The organism is Saccharopolyspora sp. NPDC050642, assembly GCF_040654735.1.
GTDB classification, from domain to species: domain Bacteria; phylum Actinomycetota; class Actinomycetes; order Mycobacteriales; family Pseudonocardiaceae; genus Saccharopolyspora; species Saccharopolyspora elongata.
In genome coordinates, this window is record NZ_JBFAIN010000049.1 from 31,909 (window position 1) to 52,846 (window position 20,938).

18 protein-coding genes are annotated in these 20,938 nt (G+C 71.6%); 10 read left to right on the top strand and 8 right to left on the bottom strand.

What is annotated here, in order from left to right; translation table 11 throughout:
* Window positions 1-41: 41 nt before the first annotated feature.
* From cofD to AB0H93_RS39555, 3 genes are read left to right on the top strand one after another with little or no spacing between them, the layout of a single operon-like run.
* On the top strand, window positions 42-1,034 hold the full coding sequence (gene cofD, locus AB0H93_RS39545; RefSeq protein WP_358580920.1) for a 2-phospho-L-lactate transferase: 993 nt from the start codon (window positions 42-44) through the stop codon (window positions 1,032-1,034).
* A complete protein-coding gene (locus AB0H93_RS39550) occupies window positions 1,031-2,374 on the top strand; it encodes a coenzyme F420-0:L-glutamate ligase (protein WP_358580922.1) in 1,344 nt (447 codons plus the stop codon). Before cofD ends, AB0H93_RS39550 begins: the two co-directional genes overlap by 4 nt.
* Window positions 2,371-2,907 (top strand): NUDIX hydrolase, encoded by a 537-nt coding sequence (locus AB0H93_RS39555; protein WP_358580924.1) that lies wholly within the window; start codon window positions 2,371-2,373, stop codon window positions 2,905-2,907. Before AB0H93_RS39550 ends, AB0H93_RS39555 begins: the two co-directional genes overlap by 4 nt.
* Here AB0H93_RS39555 and AB0H93_RS39560 read toward each other — a convergent pair whose 3' ends face one another.
* The 3 genes from AB0H93_RS39560 to AB0H93_RS39570 all read right to left on the bottom strand — a co-directional run bounded on the left by AB0H93_RS39560 (window position 2,908) and on the right by AB0H93_RS39570 (window position 5,677).
* A complete protein-coding gene (locus tag AB0H93_RS39560) occupies window positions 2,908-3,201 on the bottom strand; it encodes a hypothetical protein (RefSeq protein WP_358580926.1) in 294 nt (97 codons plus the stop codon).
* A gap of 444 nt (window positions 3,202-3,645) precedes the next feature.
* Window positions 3,646-4,557: a DNA-3-methyladenine glycosylase 2 family protein gene (locus tag AB0H93_RS39565; RefSeq protein ID WP_358580928.1), complete on the bottom strand. Its 912-nt coding sequence runs from the start codon at window positions 4,555-4,557 to the stop codon at window positions 3,646-3,648.
* Window positions 4,558-4,579: 22 nt separating this feature from the next.
* Complete coding sequence (locus AB0H93_RS39570) at window positions 4,580-5,677, bottom strand: NDP-sugar synthase (protein WP_358580930.1); 1,098 nt, start codon at window positions 5,675-5,677, stop codon at window positions 4,580-4,582.
* Between the two features lie 171 nt (window positions 5,678-5,848).
* Between AB0H93_RS39570 and AB0H93_RS39575 the strand changes: the two genes are divergently transcribed.
* Entirely contained in the window at window positions 5,849-6,196 is a 348-nt protein-coding gene (locus AB0H93_RS39575) for a hypothetical protein (RefSeq protein ID WP_358580968.1), read from the top strand.
* Between the two features lie 50 nt (window positions 6,197-6,246).
* Here the strand turns inward: AB0H93_RS39575 and AB0H93_RS39580 are convergent, their stop codons facing one another.
* From AB0H93_RS39580 to AB0H93_RS39590, 3 genes are all read right to left on the bottom strand, one after another.
* Entirely contained in the window at window positions 6,247-7,107 is an 861-nt protein-coding gene (locus AB0H93_RS39580) for a glycosyltransferase family 2 protein (protein WP_358580932.1), read from the bottom strand.
* 168 nt (window positions 7,108-7,275) lie between these two features.
* Entirely contained in the window at window positions 7,276-8,406 is a 1,131-nt protein-coding gene (locus AB0H93_RS39585; RefSeq protein WP_358580963.1) for a glycosyltransferase family 1 protein, read from the bottom strand.
* Window positions 8,407-8,509: 103 nt separating this feature from the next.
* Window positions 8,510-9,631, bottom strand: coding sequence for a glycosyltransferase family 1 protein (locus AB0H93_RS39590; protein WP_358580934.1), 1,122 nt, complete (start codon window positions 9,629-9,631; stop codon window positions 8,510-8,512).
* A gap of 219 nt (window positions 9,632-9,850) precedes the next feature.
* Between AB0H93_RS39590 and AB0H93_RS39595 the strand changes: the two genes are divergently transcribed.
* The 4 genes from AB0H93_RS39595 (at window position 9,851) to AB0H93_RS39610 (ending at window position 15,418) form a co-directional block, all read left to right on the top strand.
* Window positions 9,851-10,798: a glycosyltransferase family 2 protein gene (locus AB0H93_RS39595; RefSeq protein WP_358580936.1), complete on the top strand. Its 948-nt coding sequence runs from the start codon at window positions 9,851-9,853 to the stop codon at window positions 10,796-10,798.
* Between the two features lie 279 nt (window positions 10,799-11,077).
* The gene (locus AB0H93_RS39600) at window positions 11,078-13,585 is read left to right on the top strand and encodes a glycosyltransferase (protein ID WP_358580938.1); all 2,508 of its coding nucleotides are present in this window, start codon (window positions 11,078-11,080) and stop codon (window positions 13,583-13,585) included.
* Window positions 13,575-14,624, top strand: coding sequence for a glycosyltransferase family 1 protein (locus AB0H93_RS39605; RefSeq protein ID WP_358580940.1), 1,050 nt, complete (start codon window positions 13,575-13,577; stop codon window positions 14,622-14,624). Before AB0H93_RS39600 ends, AB0H93_RS39605 begins: the two co-directional genes overlap by 11 nt.
* A 224-nt stretch (window positions 14,625-14,848) precedes the next feature.
* On the top strand, window positions 14,849-15,418 hold the full coding sequence (locus AB0H93_RS39610; RefSeq protein ID WP_358580942.1) for a hypothetical protein: 570 nt from the start codon (window positions 14,849-14,851) through the stop codon (window positions 15,416-15,418).
* Window positions 15,419-15,593: 175 nt separating this feature from the next.
* Here the strand turns inward: AB0H93_RS39610 and rfbD are convergent, their stop codons facing one another.
* Together rfbD and rfbB are read right to left on the bottom strand one after the other, a co-directional pair.
* The gene (gene rfbD / locus AB0H93_RS39615) at window positions 15,594-16,511 is read right to left on the bottom strand and encodes a dTDP-4-dehydrorhamnose reductase (RefSeq protein ID WP_358580944.1); all 918 of its coding nucleotides are present in this window, start codon (window positions 16,509-16,511) and stop codon (window positions 15,594-15,596) included.
* Window positions 16,508-17,497, bottom strand: a complete 990-nt coding sequence (gene rfbB / locus AB0H93_RS39620) for a dTDP-glucose 4,6-dehydratase (protein ID WP_358580947.1) — start codon at window positions 17,495-17,497, stop codon at window positions 16,508-16,510. The genes rfbD and rfbB overlap by 4 nt, the downstream gene beginning before the upstream one ends.
* Window positions 17,498-18,033: 536 nt before the next feature.
* Here rfbB and AB0H93_RS39625 point away from each other — a divergent pair.
* Window positions 18,034-19,470, top strand: coding sequence for an LCP family protein (locus AB0H93_RS39625; protein ID WP_358580949.1), 1,437 nt, complete (start codon window positions 18,034-18,036; stop codon window positions 19,468-19,470).
* Window positions 19,471-19,590: 120 nt separating this feature from the next.
* Window positions 19,591-20,772 (top strand): LCP family protein, encoded by a 1,182-nt coding sequence (locus AB0H93_RS39630; protein ID WP_358580951.1) that lies wholly within the window; start codon window positions 19,591-19,593, stop codon window positions 20,770-20,772.
* The last annotated feature ends 166 nt before the right edge of the window (window positions 20,773-20,938 follow it).

The following is a 20,938-nucleotide window of genomic DNA, read 5'->3' on the forward strand; positions in this document are numbered from 1 at the left end:
TCACGCCCGGGCGCGCGGGCGGGCGTGCGAGGATCGGGGCCGTGAAGGTCGTAGTTCTGGTCGGCGGAGTCGGCGGCGCGCGTTTCCTGCTCGGGGTCAAAGCGGCGTTGGGACTGCCCGCGATCGGCGAACCGCAGCAGCAGTCCGAGCACGAGATCACCGCGGTGGTCAACGTGGGCGACGACGTGTGGATGCACGGGTTGCGGGTCTGCCCCGACCTCGACACCTGCATGTACACCCTCGGCGACGGCATCGACACCGAGAAGGGGTGGGGCCGGGTCGACGAGACCTGGTCGGTCAAGGAGGAGCTGGCGGCCTACGGCGCCGAGCCGACCTGGTTCGGGCTCGGCGACCGCGACATCGCCACCCACCTGGTGCGGTCCCGGATGCTGCGCGCGGGCTACTCGCTGTCGGCGGTGACCGAGGCGCTGTGCGACCGGTGGCGCCCGGGCGTGCGGCTGCTGCCGGTCACCGACGAACGGGTCGAGACGCACGTCGCGATCGACGATCCGGAGCACGGCGACCAGCGGGCGGTGCACTTCCAGGAGTGGTGGGTGCGGTACCGGGCGGAGCCGAAGGCGCACGCGATCGTGCCGGTGGGCGCGGACGAGGCGAAGCCGACGCCGGCCGTGCTGGACTCGATCGAGCAGGCCGACGTGGTGCTGCTGGCGCCGTCGAACCCGGTGGTCAGCATCGGGACGCTGCTCGCGGTGCCGGGCTTCCGCGCCGCGCTGCGGAAGACGTCCGCGCCCGTGGTGGGGCTGTCGCCGATCGTCGGCGGCCGGCCGCTGCGCGGCATGGCGGACGCGTGCCTGACCGCGATCGGGGTGGACAGCACCGCCGAGGCGGTCGGCCGGCACTACGGCTCCCGGCAGGACGCCGAGGGCATCCTGGACGGCTGGTTGGTGCACACCGGCGACAGCGCCGACGTGCCCGGGGTGCGGGTTCGCGCCGTGCCGCTGCTGATGTCCGATGTGGACGCCACCGCCGCGATGGCGCAGGCGGCCTTCGACCTGGCCCGGGAGGGGCGATGAAGGATCACGCGGCCGCGGGCGGGTTGCAGCTGTTCGCGGTGGGCGGGCTGCCCGAGTTCGGCCCGGGCGACGACCTGGCCGCGTCGATCGCGGCGGCCGCGCCCTGGCTCAGCGACGGCGACGTCGTGGTCGTCACCAGCAAGGTGGTGTCGAAGGTCGAGGGCCGCATGGTGACCACGCCGCGCGACCCGGAGCTGCGCGAGAAGCTGCGCCGCGAGCTGGTGCTGGCCGAGGCCACCCACGTGCTGGCGCGCCGCGAGCGGTTCATGATCACCCAGAACAAGCTGGGCATCGTGCAGGCGGCCTCGGGCGTCGACGCCTCGAACGTGGCGCTGGACCAGATCGCGCTGCTGCCGGACGACCCGGACGCTTCCGCGCGCAAGCTGCGGGCCGGGCTCGCCGAGCGGCTCGGCGTGCAGGTCGCCGTGGTGGTGACCGACACGATGGGCCGTGCCTGGCGGGTCGGCCAGACCGACGTGGCGATCGGCTCCGCCGGCCTGCGGGTGCTGCACCGCTACGCGGGCACCACCGATTCGCAGGGCAACGAGCTGGCGGTGACCGAGGTCGCGGTGGCCGACGAGATCGCCGGGGCGGCCGACCTGGTCAAGGGCAAGCTGGGCTCGGTTCCGGTCGCCGTGGTGCGCGGGCTGACGACCACCGACGACGGGTCGACCGCCCGCGACCTGACGCGCCCCGTCGAGGAAGACCTGTTCCGGATGGGCACCGCCGAGGCGCTGGCGCAGGGCCGACGCGAGGCGGTGCTGATGCGCCGCTCGGTGCGGGCGTTCGTGGACGGCCCGGTCGACGCCGAGGCGGTGCGCCGCGCGGTCGGCGCCGCGCTGACCGCTCCCGCGCCGCACCACACCCGGCCGGTCCGGTTCGTCTGGCTGCGTGATCGTCCACTTCGGACGAAGCTGCTGGACGCGATGCGCTCCGCCTGGCTGACCGACCTGCGCGCCGACGGGCTCTCCGAGGAAGCCGCGCAGCGCCGGGTCGGCCGCGGCGACCTGCTCTACGCCGCGCCTGAACTGGTGCTGCCGTTCCTGGTCCGCGAGGGCGCGCACGACTACCCCGACGATCTGCGCGCCGACGCGGAGCGGCAGATGTTCACCGTCGCGGGCGGCGCCGCGGTGCAGGGCCTGCTGGTGGCGTTGGCGGCCGAGGAGCTCGGCTCGTGCTGGGTGTCCTCGACGATGTTCTGTCCGGAGGTCGTCCGGGCGGCGCTGGACCTGCCCGACTCGTGGGAGCCGCTGGGCGCGGTGGCGGTCGGCCATCCCGCGGAAGCGGGCGGCGGGCCGCGGGAACCGCGGGAGCTCGACGGCGGATTGGTGGAGCTGTGAGCGGGCCGCACGCGGACGCGCTGCGCGTCCTCGGCGATTGGCGACCGGCCGATCCGCAGCAGGACGCATTGCGCCACGCCTTCCTGACCTTGCTGGACGCCCGCGCGGACGCCTGCCTGCGGGCCTGCGAGCCGGGCCACGTGACCGCGTCGGCCGTGCTGCTCGACGCGGCGGGCGAGAACGTGCTGCTCACGCTGCACCCCCGGGTGGGGATGTGGTTGCAGCTCGGCGGCCACTGCGAGCCGGCGGACACGTCGCTGGCGGGGGCCGCACTGCGCGAGGCGACCGAGGAGTCCGGCGTGGACGGTCTGGTCGTGGACCCGGAGCCGGTGCACCTGGACGTGCACCCGATCACCTGCTCGCTGGGCAAGCCGACCCGCCACTTCGACGTGCGCTTCATCGTGCGAGCCCCGGCAGGAGCCGAGCCGGCCCGCAGCGACGAGTCCCTGGACCTGCGCTGGTGGCCGCTGAACGCCCTTCCCGAAGGCTCCGACATCGGCCCCCTGATGGCCGCCGCCCGCGCCCGCGGGTGATTAAGCGGATTCCTTGAAAACCGCGGCTTCCAGCCGCCGCACGCGCTCTTCGATGTTGTTCCGGCCGGCTTCGGACAACGCCGACTCGATCAGCACGCGGATCCACGCCGTGGTTTTCATGTCCTCCTCGGCGGCCCGCGCACGCACTCGATCCAGCAGGGACTTCGGCAACCGCAGCGAGGTGGTGATCATCGGATCCGGCGGGGCCGGCTCGGTTTCCCAATGCCCGGAATCCATTTCGGCACTCATGTCGTGGGTGTCGTAGTACTGCGCGAGCTCATCCAACTTCGCCATGTCTCTTACCTTCCCTTACGCCGGAAGGTGCGGCGCTCTCTGTGGGTCATTTCGCGTGCCGTCACCACATACCAACGTCCGTCCATCCCGTCGGACAGTACGACTAGCAGATAGCGACCAGCGTGGGTGCGGCCGAACAGCAGCTCCACCTCGTCGGGCCGGGGAACCACCCACTGCGGCCGGCTGTACACGACCTCCTCCACCTCGCTCGGCCCTACGCAGTGCCGGGCTATGTGCTCCTCGGATTGCTCCGTCCAGACAATTTCACGCACCGCCAGAGTAGAACACGACGCATTGCGTCGCAATGCGTTCTTGCGGCACGACTTGATCGACTTTCACTCGAAGAGGTCGAGAGCAGTCGGCTGATCCGCACTCCTCGACGATTTCCTCGCCGTCGGCGACCCACCAACCGGATCCAACCCGGCGAGGCGTGAACGGAAGGCGTCACATGGTGCGGTAGTTGCGGACCGGCATTCTTGGGGCGTAGCGGGGGCGTTGGACGCCCGCCGCTCCTAAGTAGCGGACCGCTCGGTGGCGGTGGCCCTCGTACGGGGCCAGGGCTTCGAGCATTCCCTCGTCGTCCAGGGGGCGGCCGACCAGCGCCGTGCCGACGATCGTCGGCAGGTGGAAGTCTCCGACGCTGACCGCGTCCGGGTCGCCCCAGGCGCGCTGCGCGACTTCGGCCGCCGTCCACGGGCCGATGCCAGGCACCTTCTGCAGCAGTTCCCGTCCCGCGACTCCGCGCAGCTCGACCGCCCGTTCCAGCCTTCCGGCCACCGATGCGGCGGCGAGCAGCGTGCGGCGGCGGGCTCCGTCGATGCCCGCCCGATGCCACTCCCAGTCGCGGATCTGGCGCAGCTGCAACGGATCCGGCGCCGCCCAGAGCCCGTCGACCGGTCCCGGGGCGCGGCTGCCGAAGCGCCGGCAGAGCTCCCGCCAGGACCGCCACGCCTCCCGGTTGGTGACCTTCTGCTCCAGCACCGCGGCGACCAGGACGTCCCAGACCCGGCCCGATGCGCACAACCGCACGCCCCGCGATGCGCGCCGACCGCGCTCCACGACGTCGTGCACCGCGACGAAACCGCTGTCGTCATCGGAAGCGCCGAGCAGGTCCGGCACGTTGTCCAGCACGAAGCTCGCGCCCTGCCCCCACGCCGTCGCGGTCACGGTTCCGGTGTGGTCCTTCTGCAACCGCAGCGTCGTCGGGCCGGTCGAGGTCGTGGTGGCCCACCACACTTCGCCCGACGCGTCCACGCGCGTGGTCGGATCGCCGCTCCCCCGGCGCAGCGGGGCCAGCACCCGCGGCAGGTCCAGCGGATGCGGCGGGCGCCAGGTCCGGGTCAGGGCATCGCTCATGGTCCCCCGACCGTACGCCCGCTCAGTCCGCGGAGAAGCGGACGCCGCCGGCCGGCAGCTCGACGCCGGGCCAGACCCGCACCCCGCCCAGCAGCTCGCAGTCGGCGCCGATCCGCGCGCCGTCACCGATGATCGCGTCGCGCAGCACGGCACCCGCGCCGATCGTCGCGTCGTTGCCGATCACGCACCGCTCGACCACCGCGTTCCGCTCGATGCGCACGCCTTCGAAGAGCACCGATTCCGCAACGCGCGCACCGGATTCCACAGTGCTGCCCGCGCCGATCGCGCTGCCCCCGCAGACTTCCGCGTCGGCGGCGATCTCCGCGCCGTCCAGCACCAGCGCTTCGCCGCGCTCGCCGGGCAGCGCGTTCGACGGCGCCACGCCGAGGACGAGGTCCGCGGAAGCCCGGACGAACGCCTCCGGGGTTCCCATGTCCAGCCAGTACGAGGTGTCGACGTGGCCCTGCACGCGTGCGCCGGACGCGAGCAGTTCCGGGAACGTCTCGCGCTCCACCGACACCGGCCGACCCACCGGGATCGTGTCGATCACCTCGCGGCGGAACACGTAGCAACCCGCGTTGATCTGGTCGACCGGAGGATTCTCTGTCTTCTCCAGGAACGCCGTGACCCGCCCGTCCGCGTCAGTGGGCACGCAGCCGAAGCGGCGCGGATCGGCGACCTTCACCAGGTGCAGCGTCACATCCGCCGCGGCGCTGCGGTGCGTTTCCAGCAGATCCGTGAGATCCACGCCGGAGAGGATGTCGCCGTTGAACACCAGCACGTCGTCGGCGCTGAGCCGGTCCGCGACGTTGCGGATCGCGCCCGCGGTGTCCAGCGGCTCCGGCTCGACGACGTACTCCAGCCGCAGGCCGAGCTCGGATCCGTTGCCGAAGTGCTCGGCGAACACCTCCGCCTTGTAGGACGTGCCGAGCACCACGTGCTCGATGCCGGCAGCCCGGATCCGGGACAGCAGGTGGCTCAGGAACGGGACCCCGGCGGTCGGCAGCATCGGCTTGGGCGCCGACAAGGTCAACGGCCGCAGCCGCACGCCCCGACCACCTACCAGCACGACCGCTTCCGCCGTCGGCGACGCGGCCGGGTCCTGCGCATCCGCGGACATCGGCGTTGATCCTCCTCTACCTGATGCACTTCAGTGACGAAAACCCATTGGGGGGAATACTCTGGCAGGGGCAACGGCATAATGAGCACTGGGCCCGCCCGCAGCGGCCGCGCCCAGTCCGACGCCCGCCAACGCGGACCACCGACTGCGAACGACTGAGAGGGCATCCCCATGGACCCGCGCCTCCGAGCCGACGAAGCACTTGCTCGCGCGCGGGCACGCGGCGCGTTCGTCGTCACCCCCGACAATGCCACCTCGCCGATGGATGCCGCGAGCACCGTGCGCATCCCGCGCGAGGTCGTCAGCCAGGCCGACCCGGCGGACACCACGCAGGTGCTGCCCGGCGGTCACCCCCGTCAGCAGCCGCAGCGGCAGGAGCCCCAGCACGGCGGCTGGCCGACCGAGGATTACGAGCAGGGCCAGCAGAATCTGCCGCCGAACCCGTACCACGCGCAGCGCGCCCCGCACGAGTTCGGGCCGCTCGGTTCGCAGGCCGGCCAGCACTACCACCAGCACTAGGGCTGTTCTACAAGCGGCGTCAGCCGCTTGAAGTGCGGGACTCACAGTCGTCAGCGGGCCGCGATGCGGGCGCGGGCGGTCAGCGCCACGCGCAGGGCGAGGCGCAGCGGCGCCCAGGCCGGCCCCGGGTAGCGGTCGGCGAGGTAGCGGTAGGCGCTGCGGTGGTGCTCGACGAGCATCCGCTTGGAGGCGCCCGCCGTGGAGTGCCCGCCGATGTGCATGATCTCCGCGCTCGGCACGTAGACGTTCAGCCAGCCCTTCTTCCCGAGCCGGTCGCCGAGGTCGACGTCTTCGAAGTACATGAAGTAGCGCGGGTCGAAGCCGTCGACGGAGTCGAAGGCCTCGCGGCGCAGCAGCAGGCAGGAGCCGGACAGCCAACCGGCGGGCCGCTCGGTGATCGTCGCCTCGGACTGGTGGTAGGCGCGGGACCACGGGTTGTTCGGCCAGATCTTGGCGAACACCGCGTGCCCGGCGCCGCGGCCGATCGACGGCAGCAGCCGCGCCGACGGGTAGACCTCGCCGGTGGGCTCCTTGATCAGCGGGCCGAACGATCCGCCGCGCGGCCAGCGCTTGGCCGCGTCCAGCAGTTCGTCGAGCGAGCCCGGCTGCCACTCCAGGTCCGGGTTGGCGATCACGACCCAGCCGAATTCGTCGCCGAGCTCGGCGACGCCGCGGTTGGCCGCGCCGCCGTAGCCGAGGTTGCCACCGGTCGGCACGAAGTCGACGTTCGCTCGCTCCGCGGCTGCCCGTTCGGGCACGCCGTCGGTGGAGGTGTTGTCGGCGAGGATCACCCGGACCGAGCGCTCCGTCGCCTTGGCCAAGGTGTCGAGGAACTGCTCCAGGGTCTCGCCCGGGGAGTAGGTCACGGTGACAACGGCGACTTCATCGCCGTAGGTGCGAGCGTCGGTCACACCGATACATTCTGCCGAACGGCGCAGACCGGACGGCCACCCGACCGCAGTTCCCCGCGAGCACGCCGGCGGAGGCTCCGTTTCCACTGGTCAGACCCCGTGAGCACGGTGTGTCGCGATGGCAGCACAAAACATTCACGGGCCCTGAGCAGCGCAAGCGGAACTGTTCTAACGGGTCCTGGTGTGGATGTGGTGGGCCCTGGCGAAGGTCTCCCGGTGCTGGGTCGCGCAGGCCGCCCAGGTGAACTCCTTCGCCCGGCGCTGGGCCGCCGCGGCGAGCGCGGCACGGCGGGCCGGGTCGTCCAGCAGTTCGGTCAGGCCGTTGGCGATCTCGCCCGCCCCCACCCCGCAGTAGGCGACGGCGTCGCCGCCGACCTCCGGGAGGCTCAGCCGCCGCGTGGTGAGCACCGCGGCGCCGCAGGCCATCGCCTCCAGCACGGGTAAGCCGAAGCCCTCGCCGATGCTCGGGTAGGCGACCAGGTGCGCGCCGCCGAGGAACCCGGCCAGCTGGTCGAACGGCAGGTAGCCGGCCCGGATCACCCGGATCCGGTGCGGCACGGCCTCCAGCGCCCGTTCCACGCGGGTGTCCCAGCCCGGCTGGCCGGCCAGCACCAGCGCGGGCGAGTCGGTGCGGCCCTGGCAGGCGATCGTGAAGCCGCGGATCAGCGCGGGCACGTTCTTGCGCGGCTCCAGCGCGCCGAGGAAGGCGACGTAGGGCTGGTCGTGCAGGCTCAGCCGGTCGCGCACCTCCTGGATCTCCTCCGGGGTCGGCGGGTGGAACCGGTCCGGGTCGACGCCGTGGTACATGACCGGCATCCGGGCGCGGTCGGCGCCGACGGAGCGGGCCAGCTCGGCCGCGGTCGCCTTGCTCGGCACGATGCACAGCGTCGCGCGGCGCAGCGCGGTGCGCGTCCACGCGCGGAAGAACCTGGCCTTGACCGGCGAGTGCACCGCGGGGTTGGTGAAGAACGTCGCATCGTGCAGCGTGACCACCGATGCGGCCGGGTTGGCCAGCGGGGTCGTGTAGTGCGGCGAGTGCAGCACGTCGATCCCGAGCCGGCGCACCAGCAGCGGCAGGGTCGTCTGCTCCCAGGTCAGGCGGGCCGTGCGGGTGGCGACGGCCTCGGTGGCGGGCACCACGTCGGTGCGCGGGGCGATGGCCGCGTACAGCTCCGCGTCGCGGGGCTGGCAGGCGACCGTGAGCCGGGCACCGTCCGCGTCCAGGGCAGCCAGCAGGGAGTCGACGTATCGGCCGACGCCGCCTCGATCCGCTGGTACTGCGGTGGCGTCGATGAGGATGTGCGGCTCGCCTCTGTGCACCAGAGCAGATTACGGTGCGGATGGGTGAACCTGCGTCGAGTCGGCGAAAATGTGTTCTGTCCTGCTATGCCCGGTGAAGGTCCTAGCCGGCGCCGCCGGGATCCCCGGATCGGGTGACGATGTCGAGGTGCTGACGCCAGACCTGTCGCGCCGCTTGTGACCAGGTGAAATCCGCGACCCGCCGAGAACCCGCGGCGATCAGCCCGGCCCGGTGCCCGGGGTCGTCGACGACCGCGCGCAGTGCGGCGGCGAGCGCGGCCGGGTCGGCCCGCGGCACCGTCACGCCCGCCCCGCCCGCGACCTCCACGAGCGCAGGTGCGTCGGAGTGCACGATCGGCACGCCGAGCGCCATCGCCTCGACGAGCGGGAGGCCGAAGCCTTCCGCGAGGCTCGGCGCTGCCAGCGCCGTCGCGTTCCGCAGCAGCGCCGCGAGTTCGGCGTCGGACACCGACTCCAAGACCCGCACGTCCTCCGCGCCGCAGTCGGCGGCGATCCGCAGCACGTCGACATCGCCCCAGCCGCGACGGCCGACGATCAGCAGCGGCACATCCGGGGCCGCGGGCTCGGCCATCGCCCGCACCAGGTGTTCGTAGCCCTTGCGCGGCTCGATGGTGCCTATCGCCAGCACGTACCGCTCGGGCAGCGCCAGCCGTGCGGCGATGGCCGGGTCGGGTTCGGCCAGCAACGACGGCGTGACGCCTTCGCCGATGACCTCCAGCCTCGCGCTGACCTGGACGCGCTTCGCGAGGTCCGCCGCCACGACGGCGGTCGGCACTACCAGCGCGTCGGCGTGCCGCGCGGCCCGGGCGATCGCCCGCCGGTGCCAGGAAACACCGCGCGGCGTCAGGGTTTCCGGATGCGTCCACGGAACCGTGTCGTGCACCGTCACCACCAGGCCCCGCCCGCGCCTCGCGGGCGGCGCGAGCGGTGTCATGGCGTGCACCGAGTCACCGCCCGGCCAGAACGGGATGCCGCGTTCCCAGGCCGCGATCAGCGCGCGACGCGGCAGCGGCAGCACCCGAGGCCCGAGCACGCCGGGAACCCGTGCGGCCTCGGGATCACCGCCGCGGCTGATCACGCTGCTCAGCTCCCACCCGCTCGGCGCGGTTTCGGCCATCGCGCGCAGCAGTTCCCGCGTGTAGCGGCCGGTTCCGCCGGGAACCGGCGCGAGCAGCTGCTCGGCGATCGTGACTAGCTCGGGCACCCGCCCAGCTTCCCACGCCACCTCACCGCCGTAGTCCCATCGCGGACGGGGCGCAATTTCGCGAGAAATCGCACCGGTCCGGGGCGACGAGACCCGCTACGTCCCGTAGCTTCCGTGCACCACTCCGTGAGCGTCGGACGGTTTCGCGAGAACTCGACCATCGCGAGATTGCGCCACCAACGGCGGGTGTCGGGTCGCTGGTGCGTAACGTCTTCGGGCGTGACAGCGTCGGAGCGGGTGCGCAGCACCGTTGTCGTGGTGACCTGGCGGGGGCGGGACCACATCGAGGCGTGCCTGGACGCGCTGGCGACCCAGGATCGTCCACATCGGACACTGGTGGTCGACAACGCCTCCGCAGACGGCACGGCCGACCTGATCGCCGCCCACCCGTCGGCGCCGGAGGTGCTGCGGCTACGCCGCAACACCGGCTACGCCGGTGGGATCGCCGCTGCGCTCGACCGAATCCACACTCCTTACGTCGCGTGGCTCAACGACGACGCTGCGCCAGCCTCCGGCTGGCTCGCGGCGCTCGAAGCCGCGCTCGACGCGGACGGCTCCGCAGCCGCTGCGTCCTCCGTGCTCCGCACGCCGGACGGCCGGGTGCAGTCCGCCGGCGTGCGCCTCACGGCCGACGGCCACGGCGCTGACGCGCCTGATGCCTCCGGCGGCGTGTTCGGCTTCTGCGGCGGGGCGGCGCTGCTGCGCACCTCGCACCTCCGTTCCGTCGGCGGTGTTCCGGCTCACTTCTTCTGCTATTACGAGGACACCGACACGGCGTGGCGGCTGCGCCTCGCGGGGCACCGGATCGTCCCGGCGGCCGACGCCACCGCTTCGCACCTGCACGGTGCGACGACGCTGCCGGGTTCGGCGCTGTTCCACCGCTGGAACGAGCGGAACCGCCTGCTCACCCTGCTTCGCTGCGCTCCCGCTTCGGTCACGGCACGGGAGCTCGCCCGGTTCGCGGCGATCACCCTCGCCCTGCCGTTGCGCCGGGCGACCGGGGCTCGTTCCGTTCCCGACGCGGCGAACTTCCGCGTCGCCTTGCGGCTCCGCGTGCTGGCCGAGGTCGCGGCCGGTCTACCGGCGGCGCTCCGCGCCCGGCGACAGATCGGCCGTACGGCGCGGGTTCCGCGGCGCGAGGTCTGGAACACCTGGGCAGGAGCCTGAACCCGGCACCGTCGAGCGAACGGCCCGTTCACCTCGCTAGACGGAGTCAACAGGCCGTTCACACCACCCAACACACCGACCCGCGCCGACACGCTCCGGCGTGTCCTAGTCCCACCACAGCTCTGATCCAAACCGTCCTGCGAGCGCCGCGTGCGAGGCGAACGGTCCGTTCACCTCGCGAGGCGGGTTCGCTCCGCCCCGGGCGGCCAGGTGTCGGGATGGCCGCGTTTTCGCGAACACCCCGCAGGCTGCGCCGGGGGATGGTGCACGCTTTAGGGCGTGGCTGAATTGTCCGACAGCACCCTGCCCGTCGTGTCGGTGATCGTGGTCAACTACCGCGGCGCGGACGACACCATCACCTGCCTGCGCGCGCTCCGCGACGAGCTCGACTACCCGGCCGACCGGCTGGAGGTGATCTGCGTCGACAACGCCTCCGGCGACGGCAGCGCCGAGCGGATCCGCGCCGCCGCTCCGGAGGCGCGGCTGATCGAGTCGGACACCAACCTCGGTTTCGCCGGCGGGTGCAACCTCGCCGCCCGCAACGCCACCGGCCAGGTGCTGGCCTTCCTCAACAACGACGCCAAACCGGATCGCGCCTGGGTGCGCGCGGCCGTCGCGGTGCTGCGGTCGGAGCCGACGGTGGGCGCGGTCGCCAGCAAGGTCCTGGACTGGGAGGGCCGCCACATCGACTTCGTCGACGGCGGGCTGACCTGGTTCGGGATGGGCTACAAGCGCCACGCGGGCGAGGTCGACGACGGCTCGCACGACGCGGCCCGGGACGTGCTGTTCGGCACCGGTTCGGCGCTGTTCGTGCGAGCCGAGCTGTTCGCCGCGCTCGACGGCTTCGACGAGCGCTTCTTCATGTTCTACGAGGACGTCGACCTCGGCTGGCGGCTGAACCTGCGCGGCTGGCGGGTCCGCTACGAACCGGGTTCGCTGACGTTCCACCGCCACCACGCCTCGATGGCCGAGGTCTCCTCGGCCCGCGAGCACTACCTGCTGGAGCGCAACGCGCTCGCCGCGCTGTACAAGAACGTCTCCGACGAGACGCTGGCGAAGGCGCTGCCCGCCGCGATGGCGCTGGCCGTGCGTCGGGCCACCGCGCGCGGCGAGATCGACCCGACCCAGTTGGAGATCACCCGGCGCGGCGACAGCGAGGACGACAGCCCGGTCCCGATCGACCGGTCGGCGCTGGCCGGGATGCTGGCGATCGACCAGTTCGTCGAGCTGCTGCCGTCGCTGAAGGAGTCCCGCGAGGAGGAGCAGCGGGCGCGGGTGCGCACCGACGCCGACCTGGTGCCGTTGATGCGCAAGGCCATGGAGCCCGCCTACCCGCTGCCGCGCTACCTCGCCGCGCACGACGCGCTGGTCGAGGCGTTCGGGCTGGACGAGCTCTTCGGCCGGCCCCGGAAGGTCGTGGTGATCACCGGCGACGCGGTCACCGAGCGGATGGCCGGCCCGGCGATCCGCGCGTGGCACATGGCCGAGGTGCTCTCCGCGGAGCACGAGGTGCGGCTGGTCAGCGTCAACGCGCTCGTCAGCCCGCCGGAGTCCCGCTTCGCCGTGGTCGCGGCGAAACCGCGCGAACTCGGCGCCCACGTCGACTGGGCGGACGTCGTGGTGCTGCAGGGCCACGTGCTGGAGATGGTGCCGGCGCTCAAGAACGTCGAGTCCACCAAGATCGTGGTCTGCGACGTCTACGACCCGATGCACCTGGAACTGCTGGAGCAGGGCCGCGACACCGACGACGAGCGCCGCGCGAAGGACCTGGCCGGGGTCACCAAGGTGCTCAACACCCAGCTGCAGCGCGGCGACTTCTTCCTCTGCGCCTCGGAACGGCAGCGGCACTTCTGGCTGGGCCACCTCGCATCGCTGGGCAGGTTGACCCCCGGCCTGTACGACAACGACCCGACCGTCCGGTCGCTGCTGTCGGTCGTGCCGTTCGGCCTGCCGTCGGTGGCGCCGCGCCGCACCGGCCCGGCGATCAAGGGCAACCGGTCCGGCATCGCCGCCGAGGACAAGGTCGTGCTGTGGGCGGGCGGCGTCTACAGCTGGTTCGACCCGCTGACGCTGCTGCACGCGGTGCACCGGCTTTCCCACCAGCACAACGACGTCCGGCTGTTCTTCCTCGGCATGAAGCACCCGAACCCGGACGTGCCGGAGATGGGCATGGCCGGGCAGACCCGCGGCCTGGCCCGCCGGCTCGGGCTGACCGACAAGTTCGTGTTCTTCAACGAGACGTGGGTGCCCTACGGCGAGCGGCAGAACTACCTGCTCGACGCGGATTGCGGCGTCACCACGCACTTCGAGCACGTGGAGACGACGTTCGCGTTCCGCACCCGCGTGCTGGACTACCTGTGGTCCGGGCTGCCTGTGGTGACCACCGACGGCGACTCGTTCGCCGACCTGGTGCGCGAGGAGGGCATCGGCGTCGTGGTCCCGGCCGAAGATCCGGACGCGCTGGCCGAGGCGCTGGAGAAGGTGCTCTACGACGAGGAGTTCGCCGCCGAGTGCCGCCGCCGCATCGCCCCGGTCCGCGAGCGGTTCACCTGGGAATCCGTGCTGGCGCCGCTGACCGAGTTCTGCCGCGACCCGCGCCCGGCCGCCGACCGGCTGAAGGCGAGCGCGCCGCTCGTGCGCAGCCCGCAGCTGAACCGCGTCGAGACGGCGCGCCGCGACATCGCGCTGCTGCGCGAGTACCTCGACGCGGGCGGCCCGCTGGAGGTCGCGAAGCGGGCGACCGGGCGGCTCCGGCGGATCGCCGGCGAGCGGTTCCGTGGGCGCTGACCTGCGCGTCCTGCTGGACGGCACGCCGCTGCTCGGCCGGCGCACCGGAATCGGGCGCTACACCGCGTCCCTGGTCGGCGAGCTCGCGGCCCTGGTGGACGTCCGGCTGATCGGGTTCACCACCCGCGGCTGGCGTGAGCTGCGTTCGCTGGCACCGAACGGAACGCGCGCGGTGGGGCCGCCGATTCCGGCGCGGGTGCTGCGGAAGCTCTGGCAGCGCGGCGCTTTCCCGCCCGTCGAACTGCTCGCCGGGTCGGCGCAGGTGGTGCACGGCACGAACTTCGTGCTTCCGCCGTCGATCCGGGCGGGCGGCGTGGTGACGGTGCACGACCTGGCGTTCCTGGACGATCCGTTGCTGGCCGAACCCGACTTGCCCGATCTGGTGCGGAGTTCCGCGCGGCGGGCGCGGGTGGTATGCACGCCGACGACCGCGGTGGCCGACGCCGTCAGCGCCCGGCTCGACGTGCCTCGGGAGAAGGTCCTGGTGACTCCGCTCGGCGTCGACCCCGAGTGGTTCTCCGCGGCACCCATGGATTCCGAGCTGGAAGTCCACTATGGACTTCCGTCGGAGTACCTGCTGTTCGTCGGCGCCGAAGGTCCCCGCAAGGGGCTTCCGACGCTGCTCGAAGCCCACGGCCCCGACCTGCCCCCGCTGGTCATCGCAGGTCCCGGCGAGCCGGGCAGCCGGGGCGGCGTGATCCGCACCGGCTACCTCCCCGACGAGCACCTGCGCCGCCTGGTCGCCGGCGCCGCCGCGCTCGTATTGCCTTCGCGCGACGAGGGATTCGGCCTACCAGCGCTGGAAGCCATGGCCTGCGGAACGCCGGTGGTGTGCTCGGACATCCCGGCCCTCCGCGAAGTCACGGCAGACCAAGCGATCCTCGCGCCCCACGGCGACCCGGCGGCCCTCAACGAAGCCCTGCACCAAGCCCTGACCAACCCGCCGAACGCGGAAAACGCCCGCACCCGGGCCAAAACCTTCACCTGGCGGGCCTGCGCGGAAACCACGATCACGGCATACCAACGCGCAACGACCTGAACACACCCCAGACATGAGTCAGGCCAGGCTCCCAGTCATGCCCCGGGCCACCTGGCCTTCCTTCCGTCACCCCACGGGATCAGGCACCGCCATCATGCCCGCCGCGAAGGCGGCCGAACTCCCAATTTTGCCTGAAAATAGGGAAAATCACCGCATCAGGCGATCACCAGGGGTCCCCGTATCGCTCGAAAGAGAATTCGACCCGCCCGTTACCGTGATCCCTCGTGCCTGTTGCATACGGCGATGAGTCCTTCCGGGAACACCTGAAGCACGGCTTCTACGTTCTTGCCAGCGCAGTCTTTGAGATTCCAACTCTCGAAGACGCGCGTGAGACTTTGCTAGCACTCCGCGGAAAGCGGCGAAAGTTGCACTGGCACGGGATGGATGCCGATGAGCAACGGCGAGTGGTCAAGCAACTGGCCGATCTCGATGGCCTGCACGTTGTTGTCATAGGCTCGCCAGTGCCCTTGCAGAGACAGGAACGGGCACGCGCAAAGTGTCTGACTCAGCTGATCATCGAGTTGCACGGGCTCGATGTCGATACGCTGGTGCTTGAGGCACGGTCTCCCGATCTCAACCAACGCGATGTGCAAACCGCAGCCGGGGTCCGTCAGACCTGGCTCCCTCGCGGTGCCCAATTCCGCATTGATCACTGCCCAGGCCCTGGCCAGCCCCTGCTGTGGGCCGCCGACGTCGTCGCAGGCGTATGCAGGGCCGCATATCTCGGCGATGATGAATATCGAGAGATGCTGGCCGACCGGGTATATGACATCGAGATCGACACCAATTGCTGACCCCTAGATAGGCGTCAGGCCAGGCTCCCGGTAATGCCCCGGGCCACCTGGCCTTCCTTCCGTCTCCCCGCGGGATCAGGCAGTGCCCATTATGCACGTCGTCCCGATTCCACACCAGCCGTTATGCCCCTGGCACGGCCTTTCGCGGTCGGCTTCACCGGGTCAGGCGACTTCGTCACCTTCCCCGGAGGGCTTCGCCGTCCGCTTCGAAGGCCGCCGCCAGGGCTTCTCGCCAGGGGCGCATCGGGGTCAGGCCCGCTTCGCGCCAGGCCGCGTCGGACAGGACCGAGTAGGCCGGCCGGGGCGCCGGGAGCGGGTAGTCCGCCGTCGTGCACGGGTTCACCCGGTTCTCGTCCGCGCCCAGTTCCGCGAAGATCGCCCGGGCGAACTCGAACCAGCTCGCCTGGCCCGAATTGGTGCAGTGCAACACCTTCTGCTTCGGGTCACGGCGCTCGGCGACCTGCCCGGCCAGTTCCAGCAGGCCGTGCGCCAGGTCCGCTGCCCAGGTCGGCGAGCCGATCTGATCGTCCACAACGGACAGCGAGTCCCGCTCGCCGGACAGGCGGATCATCGTCTTCACGAAGTTCCCGCCGCGCGCGCCGTACACCCACGCCGTGCGCACCACCCAGGCCCGCGCGCCGGATTCCAGCACCGCCTGCTCGCCTTCGAGCTTCGTGCGCCCGTACACCGAGCGCGGCCCGGTCGGGTCCGCCGGCTCGTACGGCCGGGTCCCGTCGCCCGGGAACACGTAATCCGTCGACACGTGCAGCAGCGGCAGGCCGCTGGTCCGGCAGGCCTTCGCCAGGTCGGCGGCGCCTTCGGCGTTGATCCGGGCCGCGCGATCCGGGTCGGACTCCGCCGCGTCGACTCCCGTGTAGGCCGCGGCGTTGATCACCACTGGTTCCAGCTCGGCGTCCTTCGCCGCCTCCGCGAACGAACCCACCGCGTCGGCGATCTCCTCGGCGTCGGTGATGTCCAGCTCCTTGGAGCCGGGCGCGTGCACCAGCGCGCCGGACCGCGCGGCGAGGATGCGGGCCAGCTCCGAGCCGAGCTGGCCGTGGCCGCCCGGGACCAGCACGGCGAGGCGGCTCACTTCGCCGCCTCCGCGCGGGCCTTCAGCGGCTCCCACCAGTCGCGGTTCTCCTGGTACCAGCGGACCGTCTCGCGCAGCCCGGTCTCGAAGTCGACCTGCGGCCGGTACCCCAGTTCCTGGACGATCTTGCCGTGGTCCACCGAGTAGCGGCGGTCGTGGCCCTTGCGGTCCGCCACCGGCCGCACCATCGACCAGTCCACGCCGAGCTCGGCGAGCAGCCGCTCGGTCAGCTCCTTGTTGGTCAGCTCGGTGCCGCCGCCGATGTTGTAGATCTCGCCCGGCCGCCCGGATTCGGCCACCAGCTGGATTCCCCGGCAGTGGTCGCCGACGTGCAGCCAGTCGCGCACGTTGAGCCCGTCGCCGTAGAGCGGCACCTGGGCGCCGTCCATCAGGTTCGTGATGAACAGCGGCAGCACCTTCTCCGGGAACTGGTAGGGCCCGTAGTTGTTGGAGCAGCGGGTGATGCACACCGGCAGGCCGTGCGTGCGGTGGTAGGCGCGGGCCAGCAGGTCCGAGCCCGCCTTCGCCGCCGAGTACGGCGAATTCGGCTCCAGCGCGTGGCCCTCGGGCCAGGAGCCTTCGTCGATGGAGCCGTAGACCTCGTCGGTGGACACGTGCACGAACTTGCCGACCCCGGCGTCGAGCGCGGCCTGCAGCAGCACGTTCGTGCCGACGACGTTGGTGAGCACGAAGGCGTCCGAGCCGGTGATCGACCGGTCCACGTGGGTTTCGGCGGCGAAGTGCACGACCACGTCCACGTCGGTGATCAGGCCACCGACCAGCTCGCGGTCGCAGATGTCGCCGCGGACGAACTTCAGCCGCGGGTTGTCCGCGACCGGCGCCAGGTTCGCCTCGTTGCCCGCGTACGTGAGTTTGTCGAGCACGATCACGTCGGCATCGGAGAACGCGGGATACGCGCCGCTGAGGAGCTGCCGAACGTAGTGCGAGCCGATGAAGCCGGCCCCACCGGTGACCAGAATCCGCATTGCGCCCTTCCTCGCCGGGATTACCGCGGCCCGCAGCGGGCCCGCGTCCGCAGTCTGGCATGACACGGCGAGCTACGAGGCAGGTTCCCGCGTTACTCAGCGTCACAAAGGCGCCTAACTCTTATGAGTGATGTCACCCCTGTTACTGGGACCTGCCCACCCGCCCCAGGTTCACCGCTAGCCTGCAACCGGAACACGAGCAAAATCACTTCGCCAACATGTAACGCTCGCCGACAGGCCAAGGAGGATTCGGCGTGGAGGACCGGCCGAGGTGGCCAGGTGGCCCGCAGGGCCAGCCCGGTAGATCCGTGCCGCCCCGCGGCCCCGGTGGACAGGGCCGGCCAGCGTCCGGCGGCACCCCGTCGGGCGGGCGGCGCGGTGGCGCTGCCCCGCCGCCCGGCGGCCCCGGCCGCAGGCCAGCGCAGAGTGACGCCCGGCGCCGCTCAGCCCCCCGTTCGGGTAACGAGGAGGTCCCCCCGGAAGGCGACGTTTGGCAGCGGCGGCGCAACCACCGGGGCGCGCGGAACTTCGGCCGGGTGCTGTTCGCGCTGCTGTCCGTGCTGGTGCTGAGCACCACCGGGTTCGGCTGGGCCATGTTCCGGCCCGGGGCCGGCGGCACCTCCACCGCCGACGTCATCGGCAAGGGCTTGAGCGCCCCGGACGGCGCCACCGACATCCTGCTGATCGGCAACGACAGCCGCAACGACGCCTTCGGCAATCCGCTGCCCGACAACGTGCTTCGCGAGCTGCGCACCAGCTACGACGGCGGTGACCTCACCGACGCGATGATCCTGGTCCGCATCCCCAACGGCGGGCAGAGCGCCAGCGCGATCTCCTTCCCCCGCGACACCCTCGTCGACGTCGGTCTCGGAGAGGGCAAGACCAAGCTCACCGAGACGATGAACCGCGGCAAGCACGCCGAGATGGCGAAGCTGAAGAAGGACGGCGTCACCGACCCGAAGGAGCTGGAGGAGAAGTCCCGGCTGGCCGGCAAGCAGCTGCTGCTGAAGACCATCGAGGACGTCACCGGCGTCAGCATCGACCACTACGCCGAGGTCAACCTGCTCGGCTTCTACGACGTCACCAACGCCATCGGCGGCGTCGAGGTCTGCCTGCTCGAGGACACCAAGGACAAGGACTCCGGCGCGGACTTCCACGCGGGCAGGCAGACGATCCAGGGCGCCGACGCGCTGGCCTTCGTCCGCCAGCGGAAGGGCCTGATCAACGAGCTCGACCGCGGCAGGCGCCAGCAGGTCTTCGTGTCCGCGCTCGCCCGCAAGGTCATGTCCACCGGCACGCTGACCAACCCGGCGAAGCTGACCGAACTGGTCAACGCCGTCCAGAAGTCGGTCATCCTCGACCCCGCGCTGGCCAACGACGTGCTCGGCTTCGCCCAGCAGATGCAGGGCATCGCCGGCGGGAACGTGCAGTTCTTCACCGCCCCGGTGCACCTCGTCGGCTCGTCCGGCGCGGAGGACGTCACGATCAAGATCCCCGAGGTCCGGCAGTTCGCCGCGGATCTGCTGCTGTCGCCGACCGAACGGCAGCAGAAGCAGGTCGCGATGCAGGCCCGGGCCGCGACCTCGGTCAGCGTCTACAACGCCTCCGGGGCCAGCGGGTTGGCCGCGCGGGTGCTCGAAGAGATCTCCGGGCAGGGCTTCAAGGCCGGCGGCAGCTCCAACTCCGACACCATGGACCGCTCGGTCATCTACTACGCGACCGGCGAGGAGGCCGCCGCGAAGCAGGTGTCGGACGCCCTCGGCGGCGTGCCGACGGAGGTGCGCTCCAGCGTCGAGGCCGGCAGCGTCGAGGTCTACCTGGGCAAGGACTACAAGGGCCCGGGCACGCAGAACTTCGCTCCTGCCCAGACCGTCCAGCTCGACAGGCTGAGCCAAGCCGGTCCGCTCCTGGCCCAGCCGGCGACCGACGACGTGCCCGCGATCACCGCGGACGACGTGCCCTGCATTCGATGACCGGCGTCACGCCGGCGGGGTGAGCGCGTCTCACCTCCGAGGTTAATCGCCGGGCTGCCCCTCACGGGTTCCCCTGGCGGTTAACCTTGGTCGTCGGCACGCAACGGTTGGGGGAACGACGTGGGCGAACCGGAACGGGAACCGGAGGCGGCGGAGTCGGTCGGCCCGCAGCGGGCCGGGATCCGCATCGCCGGCCGCAGCCTCCTCGCGCTGGTCTCGGCCGTCGTGCTCGCCCTCACCGCCATCGGCTGGATCGTGGTGGATCGGCTCAGCGACGTCAGCTCCGCCAAGGTGCTCGCGGATGCGCCGCCGGGGCCACCCGCCGACGACGGTGCGACGGACGTGCTGCTGGTCGGTAGCGACAGCCGCACCGACGCACAGGGCAATCCGCTCCCGGAAAGCGTGCTGAAGCAGCTGCGCACCGAGGCCGTCGGCGGCCTGAACACCGACAGCCTCGTGGTGATCCGGATCCCGCACAACACCGCGCAGCCGACCGCGGTTTCCATCCCGCGCGACACCTACACCGACGTGCCGGGCGGCCGGCCGGAGAAGATCAACGCCGTCTACGGGCTGACGAAGAGCGCCACCGCGGAGAAGCTGCGGGGCGACGGCATGCCGGAGTCGGAGATCGAGCACGCCGCACGGCTCGCCGGGCAGCGCGCGCTCGTGCAGACCGTGCAGGGCCTCACCGGGGTGCGCATCGACCACTACGCGGAGCTCAACCTGGTCGGGTTCTTCGAGCTCACCGAGGCCGTCGGCGGCGTCGACGTCTGCCTGCAGCAGGCCACCAGCGACAAGGACTCCGGCGCCGATTTCGCCGCCGGGCGGCACACCATCAGCGGCGGCGACGCGCTGGCGTTCGTCCGGCAGCGGCACGGCCTGCCGCGCGGCGACCTGGACCGCATCGTGCGCCAGCAGGTGTTCATGGCCGGGCTGGCGAACAAGGTGCTGTCCACCGGCACCCTCACCGACCCGGGGATGATCAACGACCTGGTGCAGGCGACCCGCCGCGCGGTGGTGCTCGACGAGGGCTGGGACCCGCTGGGTTTCGTGCAGCAGATGCAGGAACTGGCCGCCGGGCGGGTCACGTTCGTGACGCTGCCGGTGTCCGACTCGGGCGCCCGCGACGACCGCGGGCAGTACATCATCAACGTGGATCCGGCGGCGGCGCAGGGCTTCTTCGAGAGGCTGACCAACCTGGACCCGCCGCGCCTGGCCCCGGCGGCCCGGCTGCGCCTGGACGGCACCGCGCACGCCCAGCAGCCGATCACCTCCGACGGCGGGATCCCCTGCGTCAACTGACCTCGGGCCGCTTCGAACGCGGCGCGTGGTGGCGATTTCGCGCGAAATCAGCCGTTGCGAGCAGCCCGGACCCGCGCCTGGAGCGGCGGGACTGGTCGTTCTGACAGATGGCGGCGGCGGGCTCCGCCGGGAAGCTGGTGGCGACATCGCTTCCCGGAAAGGTCGA

Bases quoted from the DNA above. Each gene is read 5' to 3' on its own strand.
- AB0H93_RS39550 (WP_358580922.1), top strand. From the start codon at position 1,031: ATGAAGGATCACGCGGCCGCGGGCGGGTTGCAGCTGTTCGCGGTGGGC.
- AB0H93_RS39560 (WP_358580926.1), bottom strand. From the start codon at position 3,201: ATGGCGAAGTTGGATGAGCTCGCGCAGTACTACGACACCCACGACATG.
- AB0H93_RS39565 (WP_358580928.1), bottom strand. From the start codon at position 4,557: ATGAGCGATGCCCTGACCCGGACCTGGCGCCCGCCGCATCCGCTGGAC.
- AB0H93_RS39570 (WP_358580930.1), bottom strand. From the start codon at position 5,677: ATGTCCGCGGATGCGCAGGACCCGGCCGCGTCGCCGACGGCGGAAGCG.
- AB0H93_RS39575 (WP_358580968.1), top strand. From the start codon at position 5,849: ATGGACCCGCGCCTCCGAGCCGACGAAGCACTTGCTCGCGCGCGGGCA.
- rfbB (WP_358580947.1), bottom strand. From the start codon at position 17,497: ATGCGGATTCTGGTCACCGGTGGGGCCGGCTTCATCGGCTCGCACTAC.